This is a genomic window from Streptomyces sp. NBC_01176, assembly GCF_045039825.1.
Classification (GTDB): Bacteria; Actinomycetota; Actinomycetes; order Streptomycetales; family Streptomycetaceae; genus Streptomyces.
Map to the genome: position 1 here is coordinate 2,694,218 of NZ_CP108600.1, position 12,540 is coordinate 2,706,757.

General features: G+C 72.7%; 10 protein-coding genes. 3 read left to right on the forward strand and 7 right to left on the reverse strand.

What is annotated here, in order from left to right; translation table 11 throughout:
- Positions 1-31: 31 nt before the first annotated feature.
- Positions 32-1,540, forward strand: coding sequence for a hypothetical protein (locus OG199_RS11480; RefSeq protein ID WP_356797603.1), 1,509 nt, complete (start codon positions 32-34; stop codon positions 1,538-1,540).
- 107 nt (positions 1,541-1,647) lie between these two features.
- Here the strand turns inward: OG199_RS11480 and OG199_RS11485 are convergent, their stop codons facing one another.
- From OG199_RS11485 to OG199_RS11495, 3 genes are read right to left on the reverse strand one after another with little or no spacing between them, the layout of a single operon-like run.
- Complete coding sequence (locus OG199_RS11485) at positions 1,648-2,952, reverse strand: hypothetical protein (RefSeq protein WP_405829349.1); 1,305 nt, start codon at positions 2,950-2,952, stop codon at positions 1,648-1,650.
- On the reverse strand, positions 2,949-4,643 hold the full coding sequence (locus OG199_RS11490) for a lipopolysaccharide biosynthesis protein (RefSeq protein WP_356797607.1): 1,695 nt from the start codon (positions 4,641-4,643) through the stop codon (positions 2,949-2,951). Before OG199_RS11490 ends, OG199_RS11485 begins: the two co-directional genes overlap by 4 nt.
- Positions 4,640-5,845, reverse strand: coding sequence for a glycosyltransferase (locus OG199_RS11495; protein WP_356797623.1), 1,206 nt, complete (start codon positions 5,843-5,845; stop codon positions 4,640-4,642). Before OG199_RS11495 ends, OG199_RS11490 begins: the two co-directional genes overlap by 4 nt.
- 365 nt (positions 5,846-6,210) lie before the next feature.
- Between OG199_RS11495 and OG199_RS11500 the strand changes: the two genes are divergently transcribed.
- Complete coding sequence (locus OG199_RS11500; protein WP_266702774.1) at positions 6,211-6,690, forward strand: adenylyltransferase/cytidyltransferase family protein; 480 nt, start codon at positions 6,211-6,213, stop codon at positions 6,688-6,690.
- On the opposite strand, the gene OG199_RS11505 is transcribed toward OG199_RS11500, so the two are convergent.
- The 3 genes from OG199_RS11505 to OG199_RS11515 all read right to left on the reverse strand — a co-directional run bounded on the left by OG199_RS11505 (position 6,650) and on the right by OG199_RS11515 (position 8,984).
- Positions 6,650-7,369 carry a CDP-alcohol phosphatidyltransferase family protein gene (locus OG199_RS11505; RefSeq protein WP_356797609.1) on the reverse strand — a complete coding sequence of 240 codons (720 nt, stop codon included), beginning with the start codon at positions 7,367-7,369 and terminating at the stop codon, positions 6,650-6,652. The two genes, OG199_RS11500 and OG199_RS11505, sit on opposite strands and share 41 nt — an antisense overlap.
- Before the next feature lie 256 nt (positions 7,370-7,625).
- Positions 7,626-8,489, reverse strand: coding sequence for an alpha/beta fold hydrolase (locus tag OG199_RS11510; protein WP_405829352.1), 864 nt, complete (start codon positions 8,487-8,489; stop codon positions 7,626-7,628).
- 135 nt (positions 8,490-8,624) lie between these two features.
- A complete protein-coding gene (locus OG199_RS11515) occupies positions 8,625-8,984 on the reverse strand; it encodes a metalloregulator ArsR/SmtB family transcription factor (RefSeq protein WP_356797613.1) in 360 nt (119 codons plus the stop codon).
- A gap of 92 nt (positions 8,985-9,076) precedes the next feature.
- On the opposite strand from OG199_RS11515, the gene OG199_RS11520 reads away from it, so the two are divergent.
- Entirely contained in the window at positions 9,077-10,345 is a 1,269-nt protein-coding gene (locus OG199_RS11520) for a cation diffusion facilitator family transporter (RefSeq protein WP_405829354.1), read from the forward strand.
- 114 nt (positions 10,346-10,459) lie between these two features.
- On the opposite strand, the gene OG199_RS11525 is transcribed toward OG199_RS11520, so the two are convergent.
- Positions 10,460-11,500, reverse strand: coding sequence for a cation diffusion facilitator family transporter (locus tag OG199_RS11525; protein WP_405829356.1), 1,041 nt, complete (start codon positions 11,498-11,500; stop codon positions 10,460-10,462).
- Positions 11,501-12,540: the final 1,040 nt, after the last annotated feature.

The window sequence follows — 12,540 nt, forward strand, 5'->3', positions numbered from 1 at the left end:
GCCGGGGATCTCTTTCGGGGGCGGGGGCGCCATGACGCAGCAGACGGACCGGAGCGCGGCGGCGGAAGCCGCGACGCCGCCGCAGAATTGGCAGGAGCGGGCCGCGCTGCCGGCCTTCTCGCCGCGCGCGCTGCTCTCGCGCGCGCTGTCGGTCCCGCTCGTCCTGGGTTTCTCGGTGTTCCTGCCGCTGCTGGTCCTCGTCCAGCCGGGCACCGGTCTGCACGACTCGGCGCTGTGGTTGCAGTTGGCGCTGGCGATGTACTCGGGAATCCGGCTGTCGGCGATGATCCTGACCAGCCGCCGCAAGCTGCTCGCCGGTTCGTTCTGGCTGTTCGTCTACATGGCGATGGGGGTGGCGCCGCTCGCCCAGGCCGTGCTCGGGCGCACACCGACGCCGGTGGTGGGGCCGCGCACCGATCTGACCGAAGCCGTCGCCCTCGTCCTCATCGGCTGTGTCGCCTTCGACATCGGATCGCTGCTCGCACGCCAGCGGCCCGAGCGGAAACGGGACGAGGGGCTGCGCCCGGCGCTGGTGCACCGACGCCGCCTGTACCTGCTGACCGTGGTCGCGTTCGTCGGTTCGGCGCTCCTCGTCGTCAAACTGGGCGGCCCGGCGGTGTTCTTCACCAGCCGCCAGGAGATCATCAGCAGCGTCCAGGAGGCGGGGCTCTCGCAGGCGGACTCGCAGGCGGGCCAGGCCATCGTGCGCGGCTTCGGCACGGTGCCCGCCCTCATCGCCTGGCTGGTGTACACCCGATGGCTGGTGACCTCGCGGCGGGCCCGCCGCTCCGTGGTGGTCATCACGGTGTGGCTGGCGCTGGCCGCGCTGAACACGGTGGTCAACAACCCGATCTCCAACCCGCGTTTCTGGTTCCTCACGGTCCTCTTCTCGCTGCTGTTCACCGTCTTCCCGGTGAGCGCCGCGATGTACAGGATCGCGCTGAGCCTGGGTGTGGTGGTGGCCCTGATCGTCTTCCCGTTCGCGGACCGGTTCCGTTACGACGACGCCAACTACCGTCCGGTGCAGACGACTTCTCCCCTGGAGCCACTGGCGCTCAAGGACTACGACCAGGTCGGCATGTTCGCCAACACCATCACCTACGTCCGGTCGGGGCGCGGTCACACCTACGGCCGCCAGCTGGCGGGTTCGGTGCTGTTCGCGGTGCCCCGGTCGGTGTGGCCGGGCAAGCCGATGGACACCGGCGTGGTCGTCGGCCAGTGGATGGGAGCGACCAACACCAACCTCTCGTCGCCGGTGTGGGCCGAGCTGTGGATCGACTTCGGCCCGATCGGCATGACGGCCGGGTTCGCGACCCTGGGGTACGCGGCGGCGCGGGTCGACCGCCGCTATGCGCGCCGTGCGGTGCGCCGGGCCCCGCCGGGCAGCCTGATCGCCCTGGTCGTGCCCCTGGTCTCCGGGTACTCCTTCATCCTGCTGCGGGGGCCGTTGCTGCAGGCGTCGGGGCGCGTGGCGATCGCGGCCTGCTGCATCGCGCTGATCACCACGTTCCGGCAGGAGCGGGCGACCGGACTGCGCTGAACGGGGCCGCCGGGCGCGCCGGCTCCAGGGCGTGTGGCGAAAGTCCCGCCTGCCTCGCGACGCCTGGCGCGCTCTCCGGGCGGACGACGGGACTTTCGGGACACGCCCTACCCGGCGGGGACCGCCGGGACGGTCGCGGTCGTGGGCCGCGCCTCCACGCGCAGGCGGGCGACGCGTGTCCAGGCCGCCACCGCTTTCAGCGCGGAGCCCGCGGCCAGGCCCCAGGCAGCGCCCAGTGCCGATCCGGTCAGCAGGTATCCGACGAGCATGAGGACGACCGAGAGCAGCGAGAACACCACCTGCACCGACAGGGTGGCGCGAGGACTGAGCACCCGCAGGGTCACCAGGGCACAGGTGCCCAGGCCCATCACCGCGTACTGGGCACCCGAGGCGGGCAGCAGCGCGGCCGCCGACTGCCAGGTGGCGCCGAGGAGTTGGCGTCCCACATGGTCGGGCAGCGCGTAGAGCACCAGCCCCCAGGCGAGGCCGACGACGCAGAGCACGAGGCCGAGCAGGGCGGCGGCGCGGGTCGTGGCCCGGCGGCCTCCAAGACGCCCCAGCAGCGGCGGACCGAACGCGTTGACCGAGTTGAACAGGACGTTGAGCGGCCCGAAGAGCGTGGTGGCCCCGCGCAGCGCTCCGACCGCCAGCGGGGCGGCGAACAGTCCGAGGCCGAGCACGGCGAGCTGGCTGGAGGCGTTGCCCACGGCGAACTCCACCACGAAGCGCTGTCCGAGGTGGCCCCGGCGTACATAGGGGAGCAGATCGGCTCGCGCGCCGCGCACATGGGGCCGGAGCAGGCGCAGGCCCAGCAGCAGCGCCGGTACGGCCGACAGTCCCCAGACGGCCACGAGCAGCCCCGGCGTGGCGTGCCGGGGCTGGAGCAGCAGCGCGGGCACCACGCACACGAGGCGCAGGGTGTCGGCGGCCAGCGCCAGACCCGGGCGCTGGAGGGTGGAGAACGCGTACCGCAGCTCGTCCTGCACCAGCACCAGCGGCAGGACGAGTCCCAGGGCGAGGAACGCTCCGCCCGGACCGGCCCAGCCGCCGGTGACGGCGGCGGCGACCGCGCCGGCGACGGCGAGCAGCACGCCGCCGACGGTGGCGGCCAGCGCGGTGAACGCCGTCGCGGACCGGCAGGCGGCCCCGACGGCAGCGGTGTCGCCCCGGGTGAGGACGACGGCCTGGCCCACGTACGCCATGTTGAGACCGAGCAGCACCGTGAAGGTCAGGTAGACCATCGAGAAGGTGGCGAACCCGTGCGCGGTGGAGACGCGGGCGGCGATGACCAGCACGGCGATGTTGGTGAGGCTGGACGCCGCCTGGTCGAGCACGGAGGCGGCAGCGGCCGTCGAACGCCGCGGTGCGCGCCGCGGTTCGGAGGTCGGCGGCTGTTGTCCCGGCGTGATCACCGGTCACCCGAGCGGAGGGTGCGCAGCGCGACCGTGTCGCTGCCGTCTCCGTCGAGGTGCCGCTCCGGCTCGGGCCGGGGGGTGGGCGGAGCGGTCCTGGCCGGCGGGTTCCGGTCCGGACGGCGGGCGTTGCCGCGGCGTGCGGGCGGCCCCGCGTCGCCCCGCTTCGACTCGGTGTGTGTCACCGCGCCCAGTACGGTGCCGCCCGCACCGACGATCAGCTCGCGGATGCGGACGAGGTCGGCGCGGTGCACGGTGCGCGGGTCGCAGACGATGAGCACTCCGTCGACACGGTCGACCAGCGCGAGGGCGTCGGCGTAGGCGAGGACGGGCGGGGCGACGACCACCACGGTGGCGTCGGGATCGTCGGCCTCGGCGATCAGCCGGGTGGTCCGCGCCGAGGTCAGCGCGCGCGGGACGTTGCGCACGCGCTCGCCGGCGACGAGGCCGAAGGACCCCGACTCGCCCGCGTCGACCACGAGTTGGCCGCGAGCGGGCCACTCTCCCTCGGCGTGCTCGCTGGTGCGGCTCCATTGGGGCCGGAAGGCGGCGGACACGTCGAGCCGTTCGGAGAGGGACGGGGTGCGCAGATCGGCCTCCACCAGCAGCACGTTCTTGCCGGTCTCCGCGAAGGAGGCGGCGAGGTTGACCGCGACGGCGACGCTCGACTCCATGGAGCCACGCGGGGCGACGACGAGCAGGCGGCGCCGGTCGGCGAACCTCTCGTCGTAGGCCAGCCGGAAGGCGATCGAGCGGTACTCCTCGGCCGCCCGGGAGTCGGTGTGGCCGACCACCACAGTCCCCGCCGAGCCGCGCGGCAGCGCGCCGAGGACGGGACCGCGCACCGCACGGGCCACGTCGCCCGCCGAGCGCGGCGCGGGATCGAAGACCAGGCGCACCCAGGCACCGAGCAGGCCCAGGCCGACGCCGGCGAGGCCTCCCAGACCGAGCGAGAGCGGCAGGCCGGGCCCGTCGGAGGAGGGGGGAACAGCGGCGTTGCGGATCACGTTGCCGGGCGTCATGTCGAGCGCCTTCAGGCTGGTGATCTTGCCACGCAGGTCGGTGATGCGGTTGAGCAGGTTGGCCTGCACCGCGTAGGCGGAGTCCGCGGCGGAGCCGTCGGGCAGTGCCTTGATCTGCTTGGCGAGTTCGTCGTTCTGCTTGGCGACGGGATTGAGCTGGTCCTGCAGGCTCTTGAGCATCGACCCGCGGACGGCCTCCCACTGCTCCTTGCGCAGGTCGATGTACGACTGCGTGAGGGCGTTGGCGCGGCGCGCCGCCTCCTTCGGGTCGGAGGCGGTGTAGGTGAAGTGCAGTACGAGGGTCTGGGGCGGGTTGGTGACCTGGAGTCCGTGCTGGAGCCGGTCGACCTCGTCCGCGCCGATCCCGAGTCGCTTCGCGGCGCCTTCGGCGACCTTGCGGCTGAGCGCCGTCTGCCGCTCGGACCCCATGTTGATCGCCTTGTCGCTGGACAGGGTCGGTGCGAAGGGATCGCTGGTGGGGGCGCGCAGCACGATGTCGGTGGTGGCGGCGTAGCTGTCGGCCCCGGTGATGCCGAGCCAGGCACCGGCCAGCAGTCCGACACCGACGCCACCGCTGATCAGCCAGCGATAACGCAGGAGTTGACGGAACTGCTCGCGCAGCTGTTCCGGCTCGTCCTCTCCCCGTACGGGAACGTGTGTGTCGCTCACCTGCCGAGTCCCCCCATAGCTTCGTCGATCAGCGCGTCGATCCGCGCGAGACCCGCCTCCCGTGACAGATGAGCAGTCACATGGCGCGGTCCCGCCGCGCCCAACTCGTCCGCCATCGCCGGATCTTCGGCGAGTCTACGCACTGCTGTCAGGAACTGATCGGGATTCTCCGGTTCCACGAGCATTCCGGCGCCCGAGCGCAGCACTTCGCGGGCCGTGCCGCCTTCGGCCGCGACGGAGGCGACCACCGGCCGGCCGGCCGCGAAGTACGAGGTGAGTTTGGAGGGGACGCTCATGTCGAGCACGGAGGCACGCTGGGTGACGGCGAGCACGTCGGCCGCCGCCAGCACGTCCGGGAAGTCCGCGTCGGCCACCGAAGGCAGGAACTCCAGATTGGGCAGCTCCCCGGCGCTGCGAGCGAGGTGCTCACGCTGGTTGCCGTCGCCCATCAGCACGATCCGGGTCGCGGGGTCGCGGCGGGCCGCCTCCACCAGCACGTCCAGCCCCTGTTTGAGGCCCATGTTGCCGGAGTGCAGCACCACCGTCTGCTCCGGCCGCCAGCCGAGGCGCTCACGGGTGCGGGCACGTGGAGCGGAAGGGGCCTGTATGTGCGACCAGTTGGGCACCAGGCGGATGCGTCCGGGATCCACGCCCATGGCACGCACCCGCTCGACGAACGTCTCGTGTATGACGCCGACGAGGGTGGCCCGCCGCAGTACCCACGACTCCGCACGCTCGGCCAGCTCGGCGGCCCGGCCGCCGCCCTGGATGCCGGACTGTGCGGCGGCGGCACCCATGAGGTCCTGTACGACCGGCACGTAGGGCGCGTGGTACCGGGCGGCGATCCGCGCGCCGAGCACTCCCCCGGCAAGGCTGGGCAGTTGGGCGAGCACCGCGTCGAGGCGGCCGGTGCGGGGTGGAGCGACGAGCCCGTGCGCGAGGATCGAGCTCTCGAACAGGGCTCTGCGCAGGGCGCTCTGCCGCGGCGGGACGCTGTGCCGGCGACGGTGCACGGTGACTCCGGCACGCTGTTCGGTGGCCCGCCACACCCGGCGGTAGGCCGGGTCGAGGCGCCAGGAGGGGTAGTGCGGGAGCCCCGCGAGAACGTGGGTGTCATGCCCGCGGCTCGCCCAGTGCTCGGCGATGCCGGTCGCGTACGGCCCGATACCGGTGTGCTCGGGCGCGTAGTTGGTGGACACCAGGAGCAGCCTGCGCCTGGACGAGGCGAGTCCGCTCTCCTTGCCGTTCAGCGCGAGGCCGTCCGGCTCGGTGGTGCGCTGCTCCGGTATCGAGGCCGCTGTGTGAGCGGCCCCGCGCCCGTCCCGACGGCTGCGCCCGTCGTGGGTCTCTGTCACGCGACGAAACCTTTCCCCCGGCCGACTGCGCGGCCTCCCCTGTGTGTCCGCGCCCAACGGGCCCCGGGGTTCACACACTCATCAGAAGTGAACCAGGACGCACCCTAATTGTTCACCCTTCCTGCACCTAGCATGAACGCTATCGTCAAAGTCCGTGCATCCCGCGCAAAGGGGTGCGCATTGGGGGACAGCATCGATCAAGGGGGGCATCTGTGCCATCGAGCAAGCCGTACCGCGTGGGCTACGCGCCGGGCGCCTACGATCTTTTCCACATCGGGCACTTGAACATCCTGCGGCACGCACGTGCCCAGTGCGACTACCTGGTGGCCGGCGTGGTCTCGGACGAGATGGCCGAGAACGCCAAGGGGAGGCTGCCGATGATCCCGCTGGTGGAGCGGCTGGAGATCGTCCGGAGCATCAAGTACGTGGACGCCGCGTTCGTGGAGACCGTGCCGAACAAGCTGGAGACGTGGAAGCAGGTCCGCTTCGACGTCCTGTTCAAGGGCGACGACTGGAGGGACACACCGAAGGGGGAGCGGCTGGAGCGGGACTTCGCCGCCGTGGGGGTCGACGTCGTCTACTTCCCGTACACCGTGCACACGTCGAGCACCCAGCTGCGGCGCGCCATCGACGCCCTGGACGGGACGCGGTTCAACGACGAACTGCGGACAGCTCCCGGAACCACTTGGTGAGGAAGGCGACGAGGAAGAGCGCGGCGGCGACGGCGAGGACGGTGTAGGCCCACCTGAAGGCGCTGCCGCCGCCGAGCAGCAGGAAGACCAGGCAGAACACCCCGTGGTCGACCGGCAGCAGAGCCACCGCGCGTGCCGCGGAGGGCGGGCCGCCGTCGCCCGGGGCCGCCTTGGGCTTGAGCTGCTCGGTCAGCAGCCCACCGAAGAACGTCACGACGGCGACGAGTTGGAAGCCGAGCGGCACCAGCAGCCAGCCGTCGGCCGCGGTCCCGAAGTGACCGGGGTGCCGGTAGAAGGTGATCAGCACGGCGGTGTGCAGAGCGGTGAGCTTGGCGCAGTCGACCACGTGGTCGAGCCATTCGCCCGCCGCGCTGCCGCCGCCGCGCAGCCGGGCGAGCTGCCCGTCCGCCGAGTCGAAGGCGAAGCCCACGGCGAGCCCGAGCCACACCAGGAGGCCGGCGGCCCAGGTGGGCACGGCGAGCGCCGCCACCGCGACCGCCGCGAAGCTGAACGCCGCACTGATCAACGTGACGTGATTGGGCGTCAGCCCCAACCGGTACGCCCCGGCGGCGAGATACCGGCCCGCGGGCCGGTTCACGAACCGCGAATACAGCGATACGCCCTTCGCGCTCTTCTGCGCGGACTTCAGCCGTATCAGCGCCGACGCCGTACTGCTCATCGATCCCCCCGGACCTCATGACCTCACCGGTCGTTCCCGTGATCCACATCATCACAGGTGCCGGCGCGCGATGACGAACGATCGGAGAACTCACCGCAAGCCGGGGGTGTCGCCCCGAGGTCGGGGCCGTGCCTCGGGGACGCGCCGGCATCCCCGTCCGCGCGCCCGGCCGTGACGCGGCCGTCACCCCGGCCGCGGAGCCCGTGACGCGTCCCGGCCCGCCCGGCCGCAGCCTTCCCGGGGCGGCGAACCCGGTTCAGCGACGGAGGCGGGCGAGCCATTCCAGCGCGGCGACGGCATGGCGCAGCACGGAGAGGTGACCGTCCGCCGGGTGGAGACCCAGTTCCGAGCGGGGGCACCGTTCCGCGAGCCACCGGCTGTGGGAGGCGGGGACGACCCTGTCCTCCCCGCCGTGCAGAAGGAGCACCGGGCCCGCGATCGACCGAGGATCGCATCCCCACGCGCCGACGTAGGCCAGGTCGTCGTCGATCAGGCCGCCCGGGCCCGCTTCCACGGCGGGACCGACGACATCGTGGAACCAGGACCACTCACCGGCGAGGGCGGCGTGGTCGGCCGCGGTGAACATCTCCGGGTCGTACGTCGCTCGCGCCTCGTGGCGCGCCTTCGCCTCGCGGCCCGCGACGGCCGCGGTCAGCGACGCCCGGCCGGACTCGTTCATGCCCGCGAACCAGTCGAGCCCCTCGGCGCCGAAGGGGGCCGGCCCCGCCACGCTCACCGTGCCGAGCACCCGTTCGGGCAGCAGGGCCGCACACGCCAGGGCGTGCGTTCCGCCGCCCGAGTGGCCCATGAGCGCGAAACGGTCGATGTCCAGCGCGTCCGCGATCCGGGTGACGTCGGCGGCTGCCGACGCCGCGTTCCGGCCCGGCAGCGGGGTCGATCCTCCGTAGCCGGGGCGGTCGTACGACACCCAGCGGATGCCCAGTCGCTCGGCGGCGGCGAAGAGGGGCTCGGGCGGCGCTCCGATGTTGGGCGTGCCGTGGTGCCAGAAGACGACAAGGCGATCCGATCCGGCGGCGCCGGTGTCGTAGACGTGCAGTCTGCGGCCGTCGGCCAGTTCCAGCTCGCTCTCCGTCACCTCGGTGCCCATGGCCTCGGACATCTCCCTTTCCCTTCGCGCAGGCGTCGGTGTCGGCAACCTGTGGCGGCACCCTACGGGGCCACTGCGGGAGCGGCGCGCGCGAACGTCGCTTCGGACACCTCAGCCCTGCCGGTCGAGTCAATCGTGTCGGCCGTGTCAGTCGTGCGCGGGACGGTCGCTGATCCTGTGGTCGGCCAGGTTGAGGGCCTCGTCCACCACCCGCCGCAGGTGGCCGTCGCGGAGGGCGTAGACGACCCGGCGGCCCTCCTTGCGGGTGGTCACGAGTCCCGCCAGACGGAGCCTGGCCAGATGCTGGCTGACGGCCGGACGGGCGGCCCCGCAGGTCTCCGTGAGGGTGGTGACGTCGGCCTCGCCCTCGGCCAGAGCGTGCAGCAGCGCCAGGCGGGTGCGGTCACCGAGGAGGGCGAGCAGTTCGGCGGCGAGGGCGAACTGCTCCTCGCCGGGTGTGCGCGGGTGCGCATCGGTGGCAGGTGACAGATGCATGCGTGCGCTCATATGCACATAATGGAGCGGTGGGCACCCTCGTGTCCACCGCTGCCGCGCCGCCTTCCCGCCCGCGTATCGGACGGCCCGGAAAGGGGACCCACGTGAGCCACCACCACGCACACGGTCACGCGCACCCGCACCCGCACCCGCACCCGCACAGTCACGGAGACGGACACGAGCAGGGGCACGCGCCCGGCGCTCCGGGGCCGAAGGCGCGCCGGCGGCAGCGGCTCGGGCACCGGCTGCGGCATCTGCTGACGCCGCACTCGCACGAGGCGGCCGACAAGGTGGACACGGCACTGGAGACCTCCGCCCGGGGCATGCGGGCCCTGTGGGTCTCGCTGGCCGTGCTCGGCGCGACGGCGCTCGTCCAGGCGGTGATCGTGGTGGTCTCCGGGTCGGTCGCGCTGCTGGGCGACACCGTGCACAACGCGGCGGACGCGCTCACCGCCCTCCCCCTCGGTATCGCCTTCGTCCTGGGCCGCCGCGCCGCCAATCGTCGCTTCACCTACGGCTACGGACGCGCCGAGGACCTGGCCGGCCTCGCCATCCTGCTGACGATCGCCGCGTCCGCGGCCTTCGCCGCCTGGGCCGCCGTGGACCGGCTGCTCGACCCCCGCGACGTCCAGCACGTCCCGGTGGTGGCCGCCGCGGCCGTCGCCGGGTTCGTCGGCAACGAGTGGGTGGCCCGCTACCGCATCCGCGTCGGCCGGGAGATCGGCTCCGCCGCCCTGGTCGCCGACGGTCTCCACGCCCGTACGGACGGGTTCACCTCGCTCGCCGTCCTGCTCGGGGCCGGTGGCGCGGCGCTCGGCTGGCGGTCGGCGGACCCGATCGTCGGACTGCTGATCACCGCGGCCATCCTGCTCGTGCTGCGGGACGCCGCCCGCGAGGTCTTCCGGCGTGTCATGGACGCCGTCGACCCGGCCCTCGTCGACTCCGCGGAGACAGCACTGCTGACGGTCGACGGCGTACGCGCGGTGAGCGAACTGCGGTTGCGCTGGATCGGCCACCGGCTGCGCGCCGAGGTCGCCGTCGTCGTCGACGGGGAGCTGTCCGTACGCGCGGCCCACGCGGTCGCGGTCGCGTGCGAGCACGCCCTGCTGCACACGGTGCCCAAGCTCGACGCCGCCCTGGTGCACGCCGATCCGGCAACCTCCCCCGGCGAGGTGGATCCGCACATGGTGCTGGCGCATCACACGTCGGGGCAGCACACGTCGGCGGATCACCCGTCCGCGCATCACACGTCGGGGGGTCACGCGTCGGATCGTCCGGCGCCCGCCCGTGGCGCACCGTCCCATCCAACAGGGGACCAGCACACACGGGGCGACCGCACACGAGGCCACCACACACACGCCGACCACACATGAGTCGACCAGACGCAGGCGATCACCCCTCGGCCTGACCCGGCCGCCATGTCCGCCGCAGCCGCCCTGCCCGCCCCGCCCGCCGTGCCCCGCCGTGCCTCGCCGTGCCTCGCCGGCTCAGTGTTCGTGCGGCTCGTCCCGGTGGACCGGCCCGTGGGCGTCCTCGCAGTGCCCCTGGTCGTCGAGGAGCTTGCGGTCCCCGGGGAGCGCCACCTGAAACACCTGCTCCGAGGCGTGGTCGACCTGGAGCGTGGTGTGGGTGATGCCGTAGTCCTTGCGCAGGAGTTCCTCGAGGTCCCGGCGGACGGCGTGGCAGTCGCCGGCGGGCTCGACCAGGACGTGCGCGGACAGGGCCGCCTGGCCGGAGGTGATCTGCCAGACGTGCAGGTCGTGGACCTCGACGACGGCCGGCAGCGCGACGAGCCGGTCGCCGAGCTGGTCCGGGTCGACGTCCGTGGGCGCGGCCTCCAGGAAGATGCGCCCGGAATCGCGCAGCAGCCCGTACCCGGCCTTCGCCATCAGGGCCACCACCATCAGCGTGGCGATCGGGTCGGCCCGGTTGAAGCCGGTCAGGACGATCACCAGCGCGGCGACCGCGGTGCCGATGAAGGCGAACAGGTCGTTGAGGATGTGCTGGTAGGCGCCCTCGACGTTGAGCGAGGTGCGGTTGGCCTGGGAGATGCACCAGGTGGCGGCCACGTTCACGGCGATGCCGACGAGGGCCGTGACGAGCATCAGCCCGCCCTCGACCGCGGGCGGGTCGATGAGCCGGCGCACGGACTCGTACGCCAGCCAGGCCCCGAGCAGCAGCAGCGTCAGGCCGTTCGCCTGGGCCGAGAGGATCTCCGCGCGCTTGAGGCCGTACGTGAAGCCGCCGCGGGCCGGACGCGCGGCGAGCCGCATGGCGATCAGGGAGAGCACGATGGACGCGGCGTCGGTGAGCATGTGCGCGGCGTCGGAGATGAGGGCCAGCGAACCGGCGAGGACACCGACGACGACCTCGACCGCCATGAACGCGGTGATGAGGGCGAGCGCGATCGCCAGCCAGCGGCGGTCGGCGCCCGCCGACACCCCGTGCGAGTGGCCGCCATGACTCCCGGAGCCGTGCTCGTGCCGCTGCGCGTGCCCGGATCCGTGGTCATGACCGTGATCGCTCATGGTGTCCGTGTTCCCCCTGTGCGTCGAGTGCCTCGATCGAAGTGAAACGCACGGCCGGGCAATCGGCAAAGGCTGCACCGGTCACCGTTGTCATCTTCGGCAGGACTCCTTTGACCTGCGGCGACACATCCGCCAGGCCGGCACTCGCTCCCGGCCGGGCCCGCAGGCCGTGGGGGTCCTGGACAGGTGCCGGGACAAGGGCTCGGACAGGGGTCGGACACGGCCAGGCACACGGGCGGGACACGGTGGAGCCGTGCGACGAGGCCCGGCGGGCCGTCACCGAAGAGGATCCCGCACGCGGCGCGCGGGATCCCGGCCGGGATCGGTCCCCGCCGGAGGAGCAGGGCCTCGCCGAACGGTGGCGCACCGCGCGGCGCCGCTCGGGCGGCGGTGACGCCGACGCTCCACGGTGCCGTGCACCTGGGCGTCCTCGGAGTACGTCGACAGCGCCGCGTCGGCGTCGACCGCTCCCGCCGATGACCGGAAATCCCATCCCGCGCACGCTCGACGGCAACGAGTTCGCGCCGTTCTTCGAGCGGGCCGCGCAGCCCGCACCGGCCCGGTTCCCGGTGGACCGAAGCAGAAGTCGCGCCGGGGACCGGCGATCAGGGCCTGCCCCGTCCGGCCCGGGCGGACGGTATCGCCCCGCGCGGCGAGATCCGGGCGAGGGCGCCCTCCGCCGGCAAGGGTGCGCTGGTCCGACGGACGCCGAGCACGGCGGAGGCGTGGGCCTCCGCCGATCCGCCCCGCCGGACGCACGGACCACCGGTGGCGCACCCGGCGACGAACACCTCACGCGCCCCTCTGGCCTCCGCTCCCCCGGCGACCGTCGGATCCAGCCGGGGCCGGTCGCCCGCACCGCCGCGCCGGGCTGCCGAAAGAACATGATCCACATAGCCGTGGGAGGTACCTAACGAGCCAACCTACTGACGAGTACGAATCGCGGCTATTCACACCCAAGTGGCGAATCCCACCCTTTTGACCGGCGCGAATTCCGATTATGCGAGCCGGAACTGTTGAAGGATTCAATTTACATCGAG

Bases quoted from the DNA above. Each gene is read 5' to 3' on its own strand.
- OG199_RS11480 (WP_356797603.1), top strand. From the start codon at position 32: ATGACGCAGCAGACGGACCGGAGCGCGGCGGCGGAAGCCGCGACGCCG.
- OG199_RS11505 (WP_356797609.1), bottom strand. From the start codon at position 7,369: ATGAGCAGTACGGCGTCGGCGCTGATACGGCTGAAGTCCGCGCAGAAG.
- OG199_RS11510 (WP_405829352.1), bottom strand. From the start codon at position 8,489: ATGTCCGAGGCCATGGGCACCGAGGTGACGGAGAGCGAGCTGGAACTG.
- OG199_RS11515 (WP_356797613.1), bottom strand. From the start codon at position 8,984: ATGAGCGCACGCATGCATCTGTCACCTGCCACCGATGCGCACCCGCGC.
- OG199_RS11525 (WP_405829356.1), bottom strand. From the start codon at position 11,500: ATGAGCGATCACGGTCATGACCACGGATCCGGGCACGCGCAGCGGCAC.